The sequence below is a fragment of the Rubrobacter calidifluminis genome (assembly GCF_028617075.1).
Classification (GTDB): domain Bacteria; phylum Actinomycetota; class Rubrobacteria; order Rubrobacterales; family Rubrobacteraceae; genus Rubrobacter_E; species Rubrobacter_E calidifluminis.
Map to the genome: position 1 here is coordinate 55974 of NZ_JAQKGV010000009.1, position 17253 is coordinate 73226.

Here is a 17253-nt window from a genome sequence, read left to right on the forward strand (position 1 = left end):
GCATTCACCGGAAGAGGCGGGGTATTGCCCCGCCTCTTTTCTTGCGGCATAAAAAAGAGCGGACGACGGGCTTCGAACCCGCGACCTCCAGCTTGGGAAGCTGGCGCTCTACCAACTGAGCTACGTCCGCGACCGGGCGTATTTTATCATGACGGAGAGGCGATTCGCTGCCCCTCCCTGCACCGGGGACGTATAATCCCGGGCATCGCGATGATCAGGAAGCTCTTCAACCGCGTGTTCCTGCACGAGCCGAGGGGCGGGGTGATCTACTTCGTCCTCCTCTCCGTGGGCGTGATGGACCTCTTCTACTCGCTATACCTCTACGCGCTGCGGGGCTCTTCCTTCGCCTCGGACCCGACGAGCGGGGTGGAGGCTATGGCCCTCTGCGGCCTCTTCCTGGTGCTTCTCGGTGGTGCGGAGCTCGTGCCTGGAAAGGCCGGGGCGCTGGCCGCGCTGCTCCGGGCGGGGAGCTTCCTGTGTCTGCTCGCCGCCGTAGTCCTGCTGGCGGCGGTGGTCATCTCTCCGGGCGGCTGAGATCATCTCCCGGTGCATGCGATGACGGCGTCTTCGGGATACCGTCCGACTGGCCTGGGGCACTGGTTGGATCTGGCTTGCTCTCAGAAGCGCTCTGCTGCGAGCCGCAGGCCGCTAAGGCAAGCACGGACCATCAGACCGACCGCCGTCTTTCTCAATGCGCATCCACCACCCTGGAGACTTCCATGATCACCTCATTACAATTCGATCGCTATCGTACCTGCCAGGCCGACGAGAACGAGCTGGCAGGCTGCGATAGTCGGATCTTCGCCAGATGCGTGTATGACGGTCTATCGGCTAGAGCCAGTGCAAGCCACGATGGCATTGTCCTGGTTCCGACCGTCCGGCTTGGGACACTGAAGGGTAGAGGCGCGCGTGTACTTCGGTTTGACGGGGAGCGTTGTAAGGGTCAAGAGCGTGAATTTTTGCCGACGGCAGTCGATAGCGCCCTTGCCCTCCACGAGCCGTTCGGTCCCCACCGAGCCTTGTTCAAGATCGTCGGCGCGCCGTGCTAAAGAGTAGGCTATACCTCCTCTTGGTTGACCACCGCTGATGCCGCTGTTGGGGATGACCTGGATGGAGAGCAGCAGCATCCGGTCGTGTTGCTCGTGCCTATGGGCGAAGTAGCGGAGCAGGTCTTTTCTGTTATCAACCCCGACCTCTACCTTTCTGCCTCGGGACATGGCGTAGAGCCAAGGTGTCTGTTCCCATTTGGCTACGAAGAAGCGACTCAATCGATCCTGGTCGCCTTTGTTGTAAGCCTCAAGGAAGTGCGTCATTAGCCCCGCAGCTTGGCGCGGGCCACAACCCGGAGGTAGCTTCTGAGCATTGCGTGTCACCACCACCCTGCCCAATGGCTTGTAGGGCCGAACTGCGAGTGTCTTGGATCCCTCGGTGCTGTTCGATCTCGCCGCAGAGCCCGATGTTTGGCTGGCTTGTGCGGTTCCCGTCTCCTTGCTGGAGGCCCGCTCCTGCTGCCCGCAGCCCGCCAAGCCTGGTGCCAGCAAAACCAGGAGCACCGCAATCGCTACGCTGCTCGAAGCCCGCACCGTTAACCACCTTCCTCATAATCCGATCGCTATTGTACCCGCCAGGCCGATAAGGAAGAGCTGGCAGGCGGCAATAGTCTGTGCTGTCGGCATCCGCAAGACGAATCTGTCTTCCCAATCTTCTCCTAGCAAGCCGGTGGTGGCGCCCAGGATAAGCATCCAAACGGCTCCGCCCCTCACTAAGGAGTAGGCACCGTAGATGGCGGCACCCAAGGCTGGATCTGCAAAAAGGAAAGCCCCAAGCGGGATGATGTACCAGAGCCAGAAACCGATTCGGCTGGTTGTCCCGACTCCCAAAGACACCCCATTGAGCAATGCCCAGGTAAGAGCACCTTTGTTGAGCCAGCGTTGCGGTGTCTCGCGGTCGAGTTGCGGCAGGCGAACCCTTATACCCAGCATCTCAAGGCTGCCAATAAAAACAGCGGCTAGGGCGAGCAGGCTGGCCACGGCTACCCGGACTTCGAAGGGCAGCAGGATCCCCGCCGCACCGAGCGCCGCACCACTCAGCATGCCAGCAAAGGACGCAGACACCGAAAAGAGGAGTGCCTTGGCGATCCAGCTTCGTCCTGCCTGATTCCGCTCCACGGCGGAACTCGCGATCCCGTAGATCGCGTTGGGGCCTCAGGGCAAGGTTTGCTGAAGAATACCCACGCAGGCGGCGGAGAACAAGACTAGCCAGAATATCCACGCTCCCGGTTGCGAGCCTCGCGCAAGCAGACCTGCCGTCGCACCGACAAGCACTAATGCCCAAAACCACAGAGGAATCATAGACGTCAGTCGTACGTTTCTTAACCTTTCAAGAAGCAAAACCATCTCCTCTGCCATGACCTTGTATATTGACGTCTGCTTACTTTAATTGCGCGACCCCGACGGGCGTGTTCCTGCTGGCACCAAGCTTTCTCTTGCTTTGGCCCTGGCCGCGGGAGTTTGCGGACAATTCAGTCGCGTGGACATTATGCAAGGGTTCCCGTTCGGCAGGTTCCAGTCGCAGCACTTGTAAATGCATCCACCTGCGTATGTTTGCCAGCATTGATAGTAAGTGCCGCCATGGTAACAACTGTAGCGTTTGGTGCATCCGCCGCCACATCCGCAACACCTGGAGCATGATGGATACCCATAACACGGATAAGGTGCCGCCTGCGCAACCTCGGGCAGCATCAGCGAGGCAACGCTCGCGAACAGCGCACCACCTGCAAGGCGAAGGAAGCGGCTGCGGCCGAAACGTATGGCTTCCTGCTCTTCCTCGTCGCCTTCGATCAGTCGCTTGAGTTCCTCGGGCATGGGTTACCTCCTCGAGATAGAGGGAAAGATCCGGCTGACGTTGGGTTCTTGCTCCTGCACGTCTTTTGCCAGAGCTACGAGGTCCGCTTTGCTATACAGATACGATTTCCCGACTACCCTCCCTTCATTGACCGCGACGGCGAAAGGTGTGCTCTGGATCTTTAGCGTCTCTGCAAGCCGGGTCGCTTCAGGGGCGCGCAGAACTCTTGTACCTGAGGGGAGAAGATCGACGAGAGCGTCCACGAGCGCCGCCCTCGAACCGGGCACCAAAGCCACGATCGGCAGCTCCGGGCGGCTCCTGCCGAGTTCGGCTGCCAGCTCCCGGCACGGCGTGCAGGTGGCGGACATCAGTACCAGAAAACCCTTCTGGCGCCGCAGCTCTGGCAGGATCGAGGCTACCTCATCGGGAACATCGCTGCCTACTTCCGGTCCGTCGTCGGCGAGGGAGAAGCCGTCCTCCGCCTGCTGCGGGACTGCATGGCCGACCCTGGAGAGTCGCAGCGTCAGCAGTGAGATCTGGCGTATCACCAGCATCAGGACCAGCGTCAGCGCCCCCAGCCAGATACAGGCGGCGGCGAGCGCAGCGATCTCAAGTCCACTCATGTATCTCCTCCCGTTTCCGGCACGTTGGGCTCCAGCACCTCTCGGTTCCACTTCCATAGATCCGGCACACGGCCCAGGAGAACGACTGTTCCGAGGATAGCTGCCGCCACCACGAGCTCGAGAACCGGAGCCGCTTCCGGTCCGCGGTAGGCGTCCACGGGTGCTGCTGTGGCAGCCAGTGTCGAGGCGAGCAAGGCGAGCAGACCCGTGCGGAGCAGGGTCCAGCGGGATAGCATCGAGTCTGTATCCCCGAAGCAGAAGCAGGCGAAGCGCTCCCCAGACCACAGGCTGCGGGCTATCAGGAGAGCGAAGACCCACAGCAGCGCGGCGACGACCGCGAGGGTGAAATGCGACGCGGGTCCACCCAGCGCCAGGGCCAACGCCAGGACCAGTTCCCCTGCGCCGAGGGCGAACCCCAGAGAAGGGCGGACCCGTCGGGCCACCTTGAAGTCCACCATGGCCATCGCGGCCAGGGCCGGTCGCCGGAGCTTCACCAGGCCGCTCCACACGAAGATGAGGGAGAGGAAAAGCGTTGCAATACTGTAACCGGGCTCTTCGCCCAGCGCACGTACGCCCTCCCCGATCAGCGAAACAGCTGCACCGAACCCACCCATGAGAAGAAGCCTAAGGTGAACCTGCGGTCACCACCAGACCCCAAAGTACCCAAAATCGAGTACGAAGGTACCCTATTCCGGGAGTGCGGCCGACGAGCTATTCGAGAGGCTGCATGATACCCCAGTAGTAGAGGGCAGCCTGGGTGTGGTTGCATAGGCCGAGCTTGCGGTACACGCTCCGGAGGCGGTTCTTGTCCGTCTGCTCCGAGAGACAGAGCTTGCGGCTTATGCGCCGGTTGCTCCACCCGTAAGCCGCGTAGCGCAGCACCGCCCGCTCAGACCGGGTGAGCGCCGTGCAAAGCCGTCCACTTAATGGGGAGGTTCGATCCATGAACCAGCGACCGGCCGTCGCCCGCCTGCTGCCGATTTTCTGTGAAAGCGAATATGCGGCTAAGCTGTCGTTCTCAGTAACTCGGGGGACGCCAATTCGCTGCATCTATCGTGCAGTAAGATTCCAAACGGTTGCCCAAACTTTCCAGAAGAGGTATCCCTCGGAAGGGATTTGAGAATACTGTATGTGACCAATTGTTCACCGGTTCTCCCTTGTGATGACCGACTTTCCAAACCCATTGGCCCCGGGAAGAGGTGCCTTCTTCCTGTTCGCTTAGGTTCTCGTTGGTTCGTGCGGAAGGATCTAAACACTCTGCAACACCGCGAAGATTCCAAATAGTTCCCAGTGCGTCTTGGTAACCATGGGCATATCCTAGGGCATACCCACCTACGACTACCAGGGCCACTGGCAATGCGATTTTGCTGCTTATGGCCAACTTTCCGTCCATTGCCAACCTCCTGAAATCCGTGACCTACGGAACCTTTCCCACCTGGGAGCTAACATCGACATTGTCTTCGCGGTCTAGGACAAACCTCCTCATCAAATAAAAAGGGCTTTGTGTATCTCACTAAAGATCTACCCTCCGCAACTGCCAGGCTCCAATCGCGAGTACAAGAGCCAAGGTTGCAGCAATTACTACGAATGAGACAGACCAGGGAGTGGCAGAAACCCCCCGGTAGTTACCAAAGTGGATTACATAGGTGAGCTGATACTCGGGGTCTAACGTTCCGACACCTCTGCGAAAGACGAGGGGCGCTACCAACGGCGTTCCCGCAAATGCCCATGCCAGTCCTGCTGCCAAAGGTGTGATCAGGTGTGGGTAGAGCGTGGAAACAACAACCACCACAGCCCCTATTGCCCAGAGCACAACCGCTGTGTATAGCACGACGAGCAGTAAGAACAGTGGCGCAGGCAGAGTTCCAAATCCAGGATGAATGGCACCCTCATTTCCCCAAGGAATCCGCGATGCTGGACTCCATTGCAAGGAGAGGGGCAGCCTGAAGGCACCCGCCAGAAGCGCTGAAAAAAAGGCTAGAACGGAGAAGAGAAGTGCGAGCGGTCCCAGGGCGCACACCTTTGCTACCCACCAGCCTGCTCGCGAGCGGGAGCGCAGTAACGTCATCGCAGCAGCCCCCGACGAACGATCACGCACGTAGAGATCACCGTTAACGAGCACGAAGCCCAGTACAAAGGCGAAGGCGATTGCGGAAGGATCGGTCATCATAGTCAAGGGTGCGTCCCAGAAGTTGGCGTGGCGAAGTGTCTGGGTGGTGTAGTCGTACGATGCATCTTCCGCTCCGAGCCAACCAGCTACGAAGAACACCGGCGGCACTACCAACCATCGCCAGCTTCCCACAGCTTGTAAGGCATTGAAGGCTACAAGTCGCAGTACTCCGGTTGTCATCACTTCCCTTCCACCAACTCCATGAACTCCTGTTCTAACGAGCGGCGGACCTTCCTGACCTCCTCGATATTCACCCCGGCTTCGACAAGCTCGCGCACCACCTGAGGAGTAGACTTCTCCGTAGCGAACTCTACCGAAAGCGGCGAATCCTCCACAGACTCGATGTGTACGGCCATCTCTCGAGCCCACTCTCGGAGTGGATCGAGATCTGTCTCCGAAGAGATGGTGAGCCTGAGCGCCAACTTCGTCACGCGTTTCTGATCCAGATGTTTTCTCACCTGGCCCTCCCGCACCAGGAGTACCCGGTCGCAGACCTGCTCGACCTCGGTAAGGAGGTGGCTGGCCAGAAAGATCGCCACCCCACTCCCGGCGAGACGCCGGATCAGAGAGCGCAGCTCGATAATCCCCTGCGGGTCGAGCCCGTTCGTGGGCTCGTCGAGGAGCAGAAGCTTTGGTTTTTCCATCAAAGCTTGCGCGAGCCCGAGCCGCTGGCGCATTCCTAGAGAGTATGCTCTTACCGGGCCGGTGGTCTGAGGGATCGAGTCCCACGACCCTGAGCGTCTCTTCTATGTCTGCTTCCGTGGCTACCTTGCGAATGTCCGCCAGGAGCTTGAGGTTCTTTTTGCCAGAGAGATAGGGGATGAAGTTCAGCGCTTCGGTAACAAGGCCCACTCCCTCCGGGCTCAGAGCCTCTTTCGCAAGGTTCTTGCCGAGCACTTCGATCTCACCCTCCGTTGGACGGCTGAGGCCCGAAAGGAGTTTGATCAGGGTCGTCTTTCCCGCCCCGTTGGGTCCGATAAAGCCCACTACCTCTCCCGGATATAACTCGAGATCCACACCAGAAAGTGCTCGGTGCCTACCGTACTTCTTCCCAACCCCGCGCAGCCTGACAGTGGGTGTTTCCGGGTGGTTTTCATCCTGTCTTCTACTTTGCGAACTCATGCGGAATCTCCTCTCATAAGTCCGTCCGGCGCACCCACAGCATCCCCCCTCCGAAGGCCAGTAACAAAGTGCAGCCGAGGACCGTCACCGCCCAGAGCAAGGGAGCGAGTTGTAAGCCTTTCCCTACCGCAAAGCTGCTGACGTAGGTGACGTGGTAGACGGGGTTAAAGAGTGCCGCTCCCCGCTCGTAGAAGAAAGGCTCTCTAAGGCCAGAACCGATAAGGACAAGAGCCAAACCCGCCGCGAGCGGTACCACCATGCGTGGATAAAGGGCGGAGACAGCCAACACCGTTGAGCCTACCGCCCACAACGCGAACGCGGTGTACAAGATTACGAGCAGGAAAAACAGCGGCATCGGTATATCTCCGAAGCGGGGATACAGAGCCGCTCGCTCCCCACCCCAGGGGATCTCTGCTGCGCCGCTGGTTCCAAGCGTAACGGGCAACCGCAGGGCACTTCCGAGCAGTGCAAAGAGATAAGCCAGACCTGAGTAGAGCAGTGCCGGTGAGGCGAGGGAGAGGATCTTGCCCGCCCACCAGGCAGCCCTGGAGCCTGATCTTAACAGAGTAAGATGAGCGGTGCCCTGGGAATGGTCACGCACGTAGAGATCGCCGATGACGAGCACGAAGCCCAGTACAAAGGCGAAGACTAAGGCCAACTTATTGGTCGGCAGAATCAAGGCTCCATCCCAGAAATTGGGTTGCCTTGTAGACCGGTTCAACACCGTCATGATGAAGTCAGCGTGATCAGCCCCGAGCCACCCTCCAACCATAAAAACTGGTGGCACCGCAAGCCACCGCCATGTGTAAAGGGAGCGATACGAGTCGAAAAAGGCAATGCCTAATACCCTGCTCGATACAGAATTCAAATCTCTTCCTTCTTTAGAAACAGCACCACTGCTGCCGTTACGCACGAGAAAGAGAATACGCACCAGTAAACTGGCTCAGTAAAAGACCAAGCCCATTGCGGCAGGCTATAAGTGTAGCTGCTCATGAGGTCGAGTTGAGTATATGGTCCCAGGAACAACAGTGCACCCCGGAACACAAAGATGCCACCTGCAAAGAGCACGAATGGTACCGCCGCGGCCACGTATTCGTTAGCCACGGCTGCCCCGAACACCAGTCCGCTCAACACTAGCGCTCCTGCTCCCAATGAGAACAACGCTGCGAGGACCACGTCGTTCGTGAAGGGGTGATTTGCCAACAGCCCCGGATAAGGTCCCATAGATCCCCGATTTGCGTACTCGGACGTCGCTGCCTCTCCCCACGGGAGGAAAAATGCCGCCACCGCAAAGGCGAGTGCACAGGAGAGGAAGGTTCCGAACATTGCTACCGAGAACATGCTCGCTGCCTTGGTCAGGAGATAGTACGTGCGGGAAATACCGCGGACGAGCACGAGAGGAGGATATCCCCGTCTCCGGTCCGCTGCTAAAGAGCCTGCGATCACTACTCCAACAAACACGGGAAGGACAAACAAAAGGTTATCCTGGATCGCATAGTAACTGAAGGCCCCGGGAATCTTCTGCTGAGAAGCAGCACCCAGTACCATGTTCGACCAGGCTATGGCAGCCAACACCAACACTCCAAGCCAGAAGGCCCATCGTCGCGCCATCCTCCCTACCTCTATCCGAAAAAGGCGGGCAATCAGCGTAAAAGAGGAGGTGAAGGACAATCTATTGTCCTTCATCTGTTCGAAGCCAGTAATAATACGCGTTTGGGCAACGTACTACTTGAGGTAGCTTCCTATAGCCTGCACCCGAACTGGAGCAGGGGAACTGGCCCTAACGTAAACATATTTGCGGAATCTGCCGCGGTTTTTGTACATCTCTTTCGTTTCGCCCGGATACAGGAATCTCGTGTAACCAAGCTTGTCTCCTGTGTGGACATCGTACGCTGTGAAATCTACCCGCTTATGGCCCGAGTAACTGAGATGAACGCGGAGGGTCCTTCCCCCATTAACAAAGAACTCTGGCCCGCACTCACCGGAACCAAAACGGGGAACAATGCAATCGAACCTTATACGGGTACGGTATTGAGCGGGAGAATAACTATAAGTAATGCTATTTCCTTGGACTGCTGGTGAAGTGCTGCTCCCGCGTGCAACACTGGACGATACTTTATTCACCTGCGCAAAAGACACTTGTGTAGCCACCACTGCTGGAAGAGCTACCACATAGCCGTGACTATCGTTATCAGCCTCAGGCTTGGTGCCACTGTTTCTCCTCATCTTCATAAACTGAACATGACTGCCTGAATAATAGAGAGAACCTGCGGTCACCACCAGACACCAAAGTACCCAATCCCGGGGATACGGCCTATGGCGGTGCAGGAGCTAATCAGGAGGCTGCATGATGCCCCAGTAGTAGAGGGCAGCCTGAGCGCGGTTGCACAGTCCGAGCTTGCGGTACACGCTCCGGAGGCGGTTCTTGTCCGTCTGCTCCGAGAGACAGAGCTTCCGGCTTATGCGCCGGTTGTTCCACCCGTACGCCGCGTAGCGCAGCACCACCCGCTCAGACCGGGTGAGCGCCGTCTTCGGTCCCGGGGTGAAGCTGTAGGTCTCGCCCCCGGATACCAGGCTCAACCCCCTCAGGAGGGCGTCGTCGAGGTCCTGCCTCAGGAAGAACTCGTCGGACAGCAGGACCTCGGGGCGAAGCTCCCGGAGGTCCTCCAGGTACTCCGGACAGGTGTTCCACGTCACCACGACTACCTTCAAGCCCGACCGGTCCAGCTCTTCGAGGGCGCGCACGGCGTGGGCCCGCGGCACATCGAGCAACAGCTTCATGCGGGCTTCGGGTCTCACCCGGAAGCCCCTTGCCGCAAGCTCGCGCTCGAAGGCGGTGCGGACGGAGGATGCGCCGCACAGGACGGAGAGGACGAGCCTCTCTCGCTCGCTTCTCCGCCGGGGCGAGAAATCCCGATGCATGGTGATGTGTGGCGAGGCTTCTGCCACGACGTTTCCTCTTTGTGCCTTTCCCTACCGCTCAACTCTCACCCTACCCTGAAGTGGGAAATGTTGCAAGTTCTGTCTTGCAGGCTGAAGAAGGGTCGGCGCAACAGACCGCCCATTATCCCCGAGTGTGGCGTGATACGCTTGGGCCATGGACCAGCTCGAATACAGGTTCTGCCCGAGGTGCGGGGGTGAGTTGGAGAGCCGCGTCTTGAAGGAGGGGGAACCTGAGCGGCTGGTGTGCTCCGGGTGCGGGTTCGTCTTCTACCTGGGTCCGAAGCTGGTCGCGGGGGCGATCTTCGAGGTGGACGGAGGGATACTCCTGATAAAGCGGGGCATAGAGCCGGGCTACGGGGGTTGGACGTTCCCCGGCGGTTACGTCGAGCGCGGCGAGGTTGCCGAGGAGGCGGCCCGGCGGGAGGTCGCCGAGGAGACCGGGATCGAGGTGGAGGTGGGACCGATCCTCGGGCTCTACTCCTACGAGGGGCAGCTCCCCGCGATCGCCGTCTTCGAGGGTCGGGCCACGGGTGGCAGGGCTCACCCCGGGGACGAGGTGCTCTCGGTCGAGAGCTTCGTCCCGGCGGAGATCCCGTGGGAAGAGCTCGCGTTTCCGAGTACGAAGGAGGCGCTCAGGGATTACCTAGGCGAGTAGTTCGGGAGGTTTCCACCCTTCGCCGAGAGCGTGGTGGGCGATGAAGCCGAGCACGGTCCGGTACCAGAGGCGTACGTCGTTCGGCTTGAGGATCCAGTGGTTCTCGTTCGGGAAATACAGAAAGGCTGCCGGAACGCCGTGACGTTTGAGATCGGTCCAGAGCGTGAGGGCCTCGCTCACCGGGACCCGATAGTCCCGCGCTCCGTGTATTACGAGCATCGGGGTAGTGATGCTCTTCACGTGGGCGCGGGGGTTGTTCTCGCGGTAGCGGGAGGGGTCTTCGTAAGGGTCGCCGAACTCCCGCTCCCAGAAGGTTCCGAGGTCGGTCGTGCCGTGGAAGGACTCGAGATCCCAGACGCTCGCGTGGGTGACGATGGCCCGGAAGTGGTCGGTGTGCCCGGCGACCCAGTTGGCCATGTACCCACCGAAGGATCCACCGAGGAGGACCGCCCTCTCGCCGTCTATCCCCTTGCGCGAGGCGGCGTCCTCCACCGCGGCCATCACGTCCTCGTAGACGACGCTCCCCCAGCGCCCCCAGCCGCGCTCTATGCTTGAGAGGCCGTACCCGACGCTCAGCGCGGGGTCTGGCAGGAGCACGGCCCACCCCTCCGAGGTGAAGACGTGTGGGTTCCACCTCCAGTGCCAGGTGTTCCATGAGTTGAGTGGGCCACCGTGCACGAAGACGGCGAGCGGGGCCGGGCCGCCCTCGGGGGATCCTTCTGGTAGGACGAGCCACGATGGGATGCGCCGACCGTCGCGCCGCACCTCGATCCGCTCCAGGCGCGAGGGGAGGCTCAGCTCCTCCAGCTCCGGGAAGCTCTTGAGCCTGCGTACCTCCCCGCTCTTCAGGTCCAGGGCGATCGGGTGCGGCGGCTCCAGGATACTCGAGCGCAGCGCGTAGAGGGTCTTCCCGTCCGGTGAGGGACAGAGGTCGCCGAAGGAGCCCTCATCGGTGAGACGCTCTACCTCGCCGGTCGCCACCTCGACCCGGTAGGCCGGGAGCCTGCCGTCGTCGTCCGCGGTGAAGTAGACGAAGCGGGAGTCGGGCGACCACACGGGGTCCTCCGGCCAGCGGTCGAATCCCGGGAGGAGGTCTCTGCCTTCGCCGGACTCCAGGTCGAAGAGAAAGAGCGTGTGGTCGCCGGGTGCATCGGGGGTCGAGCGGGCACTCCGGACGGCGACGACGTGTCGTCCGTCGGGGCTGCAGGCGGGTGATCCGTAGTCCGCGGCGTCATCGGCGAGGACGCGCTGCTTCCCGGAGCGGGTGTCCACGCAGACGAGCGTCATGTCACGCCGGAGCAACTCGTCTGTTTCGCGCCTGCGTCCCGTGACGAGCTTCGAGCCGTCCGGGGTGAGGTCGAAGGTCGCCAGATCTAGCGAGCGGCCCGGGGAGGGAACGAGGTCTTTTCCTTCGGATCTTTCCTTTTGGGGGTCTTCCAGCAGGCGCAGGTGGCGCTCCCTCGGGCCGAGGTCGTGATCCCAGAACCGGATCGGATAATCCGTGAAGAGTTGCGCCTCCACGCCCGCGTCCTTGCGGGCTTTCTCGCGGGCGGCGTCCTCCTCGAGGCCGGACGTGCCGGGGAACATCCCCGTGGCGAAGGCCACCGTTCCGCTCCCTCGCGCCACGGCGAAGCTCTCCAAGCCGCCGGGTGGGCCGGTGACGAGCCGGGCCTCGCCGCCCTCTGCGGGAAGGGCCCAGAGGGCGTTCCTCTCGCCGCGGGGGTCGTCCTCGTCTGCTTCGGGATCCCTGCGAGGCGAGAGGAAGACGAGCGAGCCGTCCGGAGCAAACCGCGCGCCGGACTCCCCCTCCCGGGAGCGGGTGAGGCGGCGCGGGGCGGATGCCCCCCGAGGGTCGAGCTCGTAGAGCGCGGAGAGCATCTTCTTTCCGTCGCGAGATGGGCGGGAGGCGGAGGTGACGAGCCGCTCGCCGTCCGGCGAGAGCGTGAGCCCGGCGAGGCGGGGCAGCTTCAGGAGTTCTTCTACGGTGAATCCGTCGTGGTCTGGCATGACACGATCTTAGCCCGGAGCGCGTCCGGTGTCCGGCGCTCCGCTGAGCGCGGCCTTTACGGCGGCCACGATCTCCTGCTCCCCGGCGAGCCTTCCGACCCCCGGTTCCTCCTCCTCGGAGGCCATCCTGCCCTCCTCCGGACCGACGAAAGAATGCCCCCAGCCCGCGAGCGTCGCCACGTTGCGCCGGGTGGCGGGGCTCTTCCACATCTCCGGGTTCATCGCCGGGGCCCAGAGCACCTTCTTCGCTCCGGCGAGGATGATGGCCGAGAGCAGGTCGTCACCGAGCCCTATAGCCGCCCGGGCGATGGCGTCTGCCGTGGCGGGGACGACGAGGACGAGATCTGCCCAACGAGCGAGGCGCACGTGCTCTATCCCGCCGGTCGCCTCCCACCAGCTCTCTTCGGTGTGGATCCTCCGCCCCGCCGCGACCGCGAGCGTCTCCTCCGGGATGAAGCGCAGCGCGCCCGGCGTGGCGACGACCTCGACCTCGAACCCCGCCTCGCGCAGCCGTCGGATCACGCCGGGGACCTTGTACGCCGCGATGCCGCCGGTGACGCCGACGAGGATGCGTTTTCCGACCCCTTCCACACGACCAGTATATACGGCTAATATACGTTCTGATGGAGATAAACCTGAGAGAGAAGGCCGCCATCGTCACCGGGGCTTCGAGCGGCATCGGGGAGGCGACCGCGCGGGAGTTCGCGGGGCGCGGGGCCCGCGTCGTGCTCTGCGCCCGCAACCGGGACCGGCTCAGGGCCGTCGTGCGCGAGATCCTCTCCACCGGAGGCGAGGTGGTCGCCGCTCCCTGCGACGTCACCGACGCCTCCTCGGTGCGGGAGGCCGTCGGTCTGGCGGTCGAGGAGTGGGGGAGGGTGGACGTATTGGTCAACAACGCCGGGGTCGGGCTCTCCGGGAGGGTCGCCGAGCTGCGCCCCGAAGATCTGCGCCGCGTGATGGACGTCAACGTGATCGGGGCGCTCAACTTCGTGCAGGCCGTCCTTCCCCACATGCCGGAAGGTGGGAGGATCATCAACGTCTCGTCGGTCATCGGCAGGAGGTCCATCCCCAACGTCGGGGGCTACTGCGCGAGCAAGGCCGCGCTCGGGGCGCTCTCCGACGCCCTGCGCGTCGAGGTCGCGAAGAGAAAGATAACCGTCACGACCGTCTACCCCGGCACCACGCGCACGCCGTTCAGGGAGAACTCCCTGCGCACCGGCGGGGAGAAGCGCGGCTGGCGTCCTCCCGGCGTCTCGCCCGAGCGGGTGGCGGAGAGGATAGCCCTGGCCGCGGAGAGAGGGGAGAGGGACGTGTACGTTACCCGGATGGACCGGCTCTTCGTCTTGGGGACCGGGCTCGCACCGGGCCTCGCCGACCGGGTGCTCGGGATGTGGGCGAGGTGAGGCGGGGATGAGCTTCGAGGACGTGGCCCTCTCGCGGTTGCGGGGTCAGCGCGAGGAGGCCGACCGGGCGCTCTCGCTCGTCCGCGAGACCGAGGAGGTGGCTCGCGGTTTCGCCGAGCGGCTCTTCGCCGGGCTCGAATACACCGCGGAGCTCGGCCGGAAGGCCGGCTTCGATATCACCGCCGAGAGCGAGCGCGGTATCTTCACCATGCACGCAGAGGCCGCCCCGGGCTCGGAGGCCGAAGTGGCCTTCGCGCTGGTGCGTGGTGCGGCCGCCGAAACCGACGAGGATCTCATGCACGAGGAGCTCTCCCGCTACAGCCTCGACCCCTCCGGCTACTCCGGGCGCATCCTCGGCTGGTCCGAGCAGATAGGGGAGGAGGCCTGCCAGACCTTCGCGGTCTACCGCGACGGGCTGTGGAAGACCAAAGGTATCTTCGTCGCCCGCGCCCGGGGCCGCACGGACGACCCGGACGAGGTGCTCAACGGGTTCTGCCTGCGTATCACCGGGCGCCTGATCGACCTGGCGGCGCTCACGGGCGGGGTGGGGCGCCGGTGGGCCGAGGACTCCTACACCCTGCTCGACCACCGACAGAGGAGCAAGCGACCACCGACCACGCTACGGCTGCCCCGACACGTGGAGCGCGCTCAGCGGTAGGCTTCAGCTACCACGCTCCCGCACGGAGCGGATGCGGTATCCACCGGGGACCGGCTCGAGGAGCCCCTCCTCGCTCAGCTCGCCGAGGGCCCGAAGTATCTCGCCGTCGCCCGCGCCTTTGAGCAGGTTGCGCAGATCCTGCCGGTTGATCTCACCGTGGCCGGCGAACGAGCAGAGCCCGGCGTATAGGACCCGGGCGGGAGGGGAGAGGGGGGAGGACCAGATCTCCGGCTCGTACCAGAAATCTCCCGCCCCCGCCGCGTTCTCCGGTCGCTCTCCCCGGCCGTCCGCGAGCAGGATGACCTCCGGCAGGTCCTCTCCGCTCAAAGCACCGTGCGCACCGTCTCTCCCACGGCCGGCGTGTGGATCTTGTGGTTCGGCGCCAGCCGGTAGGCCAGATCGCTTATCCGACGCCGGGAGCCGTGGATCAGGATGATCTGACGCGGGTTGAGCCGCTCGGTGATGCTGAGCAGCTCGTCCTGCGTGCAGTGGGCGGCGAAGCTCACCCGCTCGACCCGCCAGTTCTCCTGCTCTCCGGCCGCCCGGTGCGCGCCGTAGGACGAGGCCGCGTTGGACGGGAGGATGACGGCGTTCTTCGGGTCCTTCTGCAGTCTCCTGCGGTAGAAGGCCGAGGCCCCACCCTGCATGGTCACCGGAGAGGCGATGATGGCGCAGGGGTTGGACAGGATGCGTTCACGCGCCCTGTCGTCGTTGTCCACGGCCCGGATGTTGTCCGAGAAGAAGAGCTCCTTCGGGTCGGTCTGCTGCAGGTAGGGCTTCATGTAGCCCAGCTGCTCCGCGTAGAGTCGCTCTGAGATCGTCACGACCGACCCGTCGACGTAGATGAACACGTCCCTCTCAAGCCCGTACTCCTCGCCGTAGCGCTTCAGGCCGAGGATTATCTCCTGCGCCTGACCCAGCGCGTACGTCGGGATCAGGACGAGACCACCCCTCTCCTGGGTAGTCTCGTTGATCACGTGGACCATCTTCTTTATCGATTCGGAGAAGGGCTGGGGCTTCTGGTCGGCGAGCGTCGCCTCCATCACCAGCAGGTCTATATCGTGCACCTGCGGGAGCCGGGCCGAGGGGATCGAGAAGTGATCCTCCATACAGATGTCCCCCGTGTGGAATACCGTGGCCGAGCCCGACTCTAACAGGACGCTCGCCGCACCCAGGATGTGCCCGCTCTCCGTGAGCGTGACCCTGGCCCCCCCAACGTCGAACGGCTTGCCGAAGGGCATGGGCCTGAGCCGCTTCTTCACCTCGTGCAGCGGCGCACCTCCGGGGAGCCCCCCGCCCATCGCCGCGTGGTCATTGAGAGCACTCAGGATGAGCCGCGCCGACGGCGGTGTGCAGTAGATCGGCAGATCGGGCCTGTCGCGCACCAGCAGCGGCAGCGCCCCGCAGTGGTCCAGATGAGCGTGGGTTATCACCGCTGCGCTCAGGTTGTCGAGGTCGCTGAAGTCCGGGGCCATGGGGCCGTGCCCATCGGGCTTTATTCCGGCGTCGATCAGCACCCGGCTGCGCCCGAAATCGAGCAGGTGGCTGCTCCCGCCGACCTCCCCGGCGCCCCCGAGCGCCCTGAAGGAGAGCGTGGGCCTGCCGTTGCCCACCACCACGCGGTTGCCGGCGTTTCTCTCCCGGGGTTCTTGGGAAGGATCCGCTTCGTTCTCCTCCTCTGGATCTTGCCCGGCGGAGCCGTTCCTCCCGGAGGCCTCTCGCAGTTCTGAGTGGACCTGGAGTACCTTGCCCATGAACTCGAGCAGCCGGGCCGTGCGGCCCGCCGACTCGAGCGATTCCGGCATCGCTCCGACCTCGTTCTTCACCGCGCGTACCAGCAGTGCCCCGAAACCGGGATCCGTGAAGCGGGCGTTCTCCAGCGCGTCCCTTATCCGGTCGCGCTCTTCGCGGGTCTTCCCGAGCTCCTCGTAGAGCTCCTCCACCCGCCGGGCGGCCGTGGCGTAGGCGGAGCGCTCGCTCTCGAGCGATCGCTCGAGGTGCGCGTTACGCCGGTGGAGCTCCGAGAGGCGCTCCTTCATCTGGCTGTGCGCCTCGAGCGCGGCGGCCGCACGCTCTTCTGCCCTTCTGATCTGTGCTGCAGCATTCTCGCGCTCGGAGCGCAGCACCTCGACCTCCTGTCCGAGCGCGCTGGCCTGTTCCCGGGCCGTCCGGGAGATGAACTGCAGGCGCTCGTTCTCCTTCCTGAGTTCCCCGAGACGCTGTTCCAGCTCCTTTACACGGGCATCCTTGGAAGCCTCCTCCTCGGCCTTCTCGTTCTCTTCCTTCCAGGCGTCGATGAGCTCCTGTACCAGCTCCGGGTCGGGCTCGTTCTCCGCGCTCAGGGCCGCCAGCAGCAGCCCCTCGGTGGTGTGAGCCTGACGCAGCTCCGCGAGTCTCTCCCGGTCGAGGTTCTCTACCGCATCCGAGGTCTCGGGCGGTATCTGCTCGGAGATCGCGGTGCGGAAGGCGTCCCAGGCCGCCTCGTCGTGCATGACCCGGCGTGCGATGCTGCGCAGCATCTGCGTGCTGCCACCTGCCTTGCGCGTGAGGGCATCAGCCTGGATGCCACGGGGGAGCAGGATCTCGTCGAGCCCCGGGACGCTCTTGCAGAGGTTCGCCAGAGCCCTCCTGGTGTCCAGCCGTCCGAGCCTCCGTATGAGAAGCTCCTCCGGAAGCTCCTCGGGTGGGAGGTTGCGCCGGTTGCGAGCTTCTGTCTCCTCTTTGTCTGCAGGGTCAATTCCTCCTCGCGATATGGAATCTGACATACCAGCTCCCTCCAAATGTGCGATTTTCTTCTTTTTTCCTCATGTTTAAAATTCTATCATGGT

General features: G+C 62.8%; 18 protein-coding genes, 1 tRNA gene and 1 pseudogene. 4 read left to right on the forward strand and 16 right to left on the reverse strand.

All coding sequences use genetic code 11. The features are described 5' to 3' along the window. Positions 1-57 precede the first annotated feature (57 nt). Positions 58-130: transfer RNA gene (locus tag PJB24_RS08730), tRNA-Gly, on the reverse strand. Between the two features lie 80 nt (positions 131-210). Between PJB24_RS08730 and PJB24_RS08735 the strand changes: the two genes are divergently transcribed. Further along, entirely contained in the window at positions 211-534 is a 324-nt protein-coding gene (locus PJB24_RS08735; RefSeq protein ID WP_273844891.1) for a DUF8011 family protein, read from the forward strand. 290 nt (positions 535-824) lie between these two features. Here PJB24_RS08735 and PJB24_RS08740 read toward each other — a convergent pair whose 3' ends face one another. The 11 genes and pseudogenes from PJB24_RS08740 to PJB24_RS08785 all read right to left on the reverse strand — a co-directional run bounded on the left by PJB24_RS08740 (position 825) and on the right by PJB24_RS08785 (position 9708). After that, positions 825-1313 carry a hypothetical protein gene (locus PJB24_RS08740; RefSeq protein ID WP_273844893.1) on the reverse strand — a complete coding sequence of 163 codons (489 nt, stop codon included), beginning with the start codon at positions 1311-1313 and terminating at the stop codon, positions 825-827. A 285-nt stretch (positions 1314-1598) separates the two neighbouring features. Then, entirely contained in the window at positions 1599-2168 is a 570-nt protein-coding gene (locus PJB24_RS08745; protein ID WP_273844895.1) for a hypothetical protein, read from the reverse strand. Between the two features lie 699 nt (positions 2169-2867). Next, positions 2868-3467 (reverse strand): hypothetical protein, encoded by a 600-nt coding sequence (locus tag PJB24_RS08750; RefSeq protein ID WP_273844897.1) that lies wholly within the window; start codon positions 3465-3467, stop codon positions 2868-2870. Beyond that, positions 3464-4081: a MauE/DoxX family redox-associated membrane protein gene (locus PJB24_RS08755; protein ID WP_273844898.1), complete on the reverse strand. Its 618-nt coding sequence runs from the start codon at positions 4079-4081 to the stop codon at positions 3464-3466. The genes PJB24_RS08750 and PJB24_RS08755 overlap by 4 nt, the downstream gene beginning before the upstream one ends. 97 nt (positions 4082-4178) lie before the next feature. Beyond that, positions 4179-4517, reverse strand: a complete 339-nt coding sequence (locus tag PJB24_RS08760; RefSeq protein ID WP_337959014.1) for a response regulator transcription factor — start codon at positions 4515-4517, stop codon at positions 4179-4181. 463 nt (positions 4518-4980) lie between these two features. Then, on the reverse strand, positions 4981-5817 hold the full coding sequence (locus PJB24_RS08765; RefSeq protein WP_273844902.1) for a hypothetical protein: 837 nt from the start codon (positions 5815-5817) through the stop codon (positions 4981-4983). Further along, positions 5817-6314, reverse strand: coding sequence for an ATP-binding cassette domain-containing protein (locus PJB24_RS08770; RefSeq protein WP_420541919.1), 498 nt, complete (start codon positions 6312-6314; stop codon positions 5817-5819). Before PJB24_RS08770 ends, PJB24_RS08765 begins: the two co-directional genes overlap by 1 nt. Before the next feature lie 85 nt (positions 6315-6399). Continuing rightward, a pseudogene (locus tag PJB24_RS15905) lies at positions 6400-6759 on the reverse strand (ATP-binding cassette domain-containing protein); the annotation flags it as partial. 13 nt (positions 6760-6772) lie between these two features. Next, entirely contained in the window at positions 6773-7438 is a 666-nt protein-coding gene (locus tag PJB24_RS08775) for a hypothetical protein (RefSeq protein WP_273844904.1), read from the reverse strand. 185 nt (positions 7439-7623) lie between these two features. Continuing rightward, on the reverse strand, positions 7624-8430 hold the full coding sequence (locus PJB24_RS08780) for a hypothetical protein (protein ID WP_273844906.1): 807 nt from the start codon (positions 8428-8430) through the stop codon (positions 7624-7626). A gap of 660 nt (positions 8431-9090) precedes the next feature. After that, entirely contained in the window at positions 9091-9708 is a 618-nt protein-coding gene (locus PJB24_RS08785; protein WP_273844908.1) for a response regulator transcription factor, read from the reverse strand. Between the two features lie 148 nt (positions 9709-9856). Here PJB24_RS08785 and PJB24_RS08790 point away from each other — a divergent pair, with 148 nt between their 5' ends. Beyond that, the gene (locus PJB24_RS08790; protein ID WP_273844910.1) at positions 9857-10357 is read left to right on the forward strand and encodes an NUDIX hydrolase; all 501 of its coding nucleotides are present in this window, start codon (positions 9857-9859) and stop codon (positions 10355-10357) included. On the opposite strand, the gene PJB24_RS08795 is transcribed toward PJB24_RS08790, so the two are convergent. Beyond that, positions 10346-12364, reverse strand: coding sequence for a S9 family peptidase (locus PJB24_RS08795; RefSeq protein WP_273844912.1), 2019 nt, complete (start codon positions 12362-12364; stop codon positions 10346-10348). The two genes, PJB24_RS08790 and PJB24_RS08795, sit on opposite strands and share 12 nt — an antisense overlap. Positions 12365-12373: 9 nt before the next feature. Beyond that, the gene (locus tag PJB24_RS08800; RefSeq protein ID WP_273844913.1) at positions 12374-12955 is read right to left on the reverse strand and encodes a flavoprotein; all 582 of its coding nucleotides are present in this window, start codon (positions 12953-12955) and stop codon (positions 12374-12376) included. Between the two features lie 32 nt (positions 12956-12987). On the opposite strand from PJB24_RS08800, the gene PJB24_RS08805 reads away from it, so the two are divergent. Together PJB24_RS08805 and PJB24_RS08810 are read left to right on the forward strand one after the other, a co-directional pair. After that, entirely contained in the window at positions 12988-13767 is a 780-nt protein-coding gene (locus PJB24_RS08805; protein ID WP_273844914.1) for an SDR family NAD(P)-dependent oxidoreductase, read from the forward strand. Between the two features lie 7 nt (positions 13768-13774). Next, positions 13775-14425 carry a hypothetical protein gene (locus PJB24_RS08810; protein ID WP_273844916.1) on the forward strand — a complete coding sequence of 217 codons (651 nt, stop codon included), beginning with the start codon at positions 13775-13777 and terminating at the stop codon, positions 14423-14425. Positions 14426-14428: 3 nt separating this feature from the next. Here the strand turns inward: PJB24_RS08810 and PJB24_RS08815 are convergent, their stop codons facing one another. Together PJB24_RS08815 and PJB24_RS08820 are read right to left on the reverse strand one after the other, a co-directional pair. Further along, positions 14429-14752, reverse strand: coding sequence for a hypothetical protein (locus PJB24_RS08815; RefSeq protein ID WP_273844918.1), 324 nt, complete (start codon positions 14750-14752; stop codon positions 14429-14431). Then, the gene (locus PJB24_RS08820) at positions 14749-17190 is read right to left on the reverse strand and encodes an MBL fold metallo-hydrolase (protein ID WP_273844920.1); all 2442 of its coding nucleotides are present in this window, start codon (positions 17188-17190) and stop codon (positions 14749-14751) included. Before PJB24_RS08820 ends, PJB24_RS08815 begins: the two co-directional genes overlap by 4 nt. Between the last annotated feature and the right edge of the window lie 63 nt (positions 17191-17253).

Excerpts from the sequence above, each read along its gene's own strand:
- PJB24_RS08735 (WP_273844891.1), top strand. The coding sequence starts at position 211 with ATGATCAGGAAGCTCTTCAACCGCGTGTTCCTGCACGAGCCGAGGGGC.
- PJB24_RS08740 (WP_273844893.1), bottom strand. The coding sequence starts at position 1,313 with ATGACGCACTTCCTTGAGGCTTACAACAAAGGCGACCAGGATCGATTG.
- PJB24_RS08750 (WP_273844897.1), bottom strand. The coding sequence starts at position 3,467 with ATGAGTGGACTTGAGATCGCTGCGCTCGCCGCCGCCTGTATCTGGCTG.
- PJB24_RS08755 (WP_273844898.1), bottom strand. The coding sequence starts at position 4,081 with ATGGGTGGGTTCGGTGCAGCTGTTTCGCTGATCGGGGAGGGCGTACGT.
- PJB24_RS08760 (WP_337959014.1), bottom strand. The coding sequence starts at position 4,517 with ATGCAGCGAATTGGCGTCCCCCGAGTTACTGAGAACGACAGCTTAGCC.
- PJB24_RS08765 (WP_273844902.1), bottom strand. The coding sequence starts at position 5,817 with ATGACAACCGGAGTACTGCGACTTGTAGCCTTCAATGCCTTACAAGCT.
- PJB24_RS08770 (WP_420541919.1), bottom strand. The coding sequence starts at position 6,314 with ATGCGCCAGCGGCTCGGGCTCGCGCAAGCTTTGATGGAAAAACCAAAG.
- PJB24_RS08790 (WP_273844910.1), top strand. The coding sequence starts at position 9,857 with ATGGACCAGCTCGAATACAGGTTCTGCCCGAGGTGCGGGGGTGAGTTG.
- PJB24_RS08795 (WP_273844912.1), bottom strand. The coding sequence starts at position 12,364 with ATGCCAGACCACGACGGATTCACCGTAGAAGAACTCCTGAAGCTGCCC.
- PJB24_RS08805 (WP_273844914.1), top strand. The coding sequence starts at position 12,988 with ATGGAGATAAACCTGAGAGAGAAGGCCGCCATCGTCACCGGGGCTTCG.
- PJB24_RS08810 (WP_273844916.1), top strand. The coding sequence starts at position 13,775 with ATGAGCTTCGAGGACGTGGCCCTCTCGCGGTTGCGGGGTCAGCGCGAG.
- PJB24_RS08820 (WP_273844920.1), bottom strand. The coding sequence starts at position 17,190 with ATGTCAGATTCCATATCGCGAGGAGGAATTGACCCTGCAGACAAAGAG.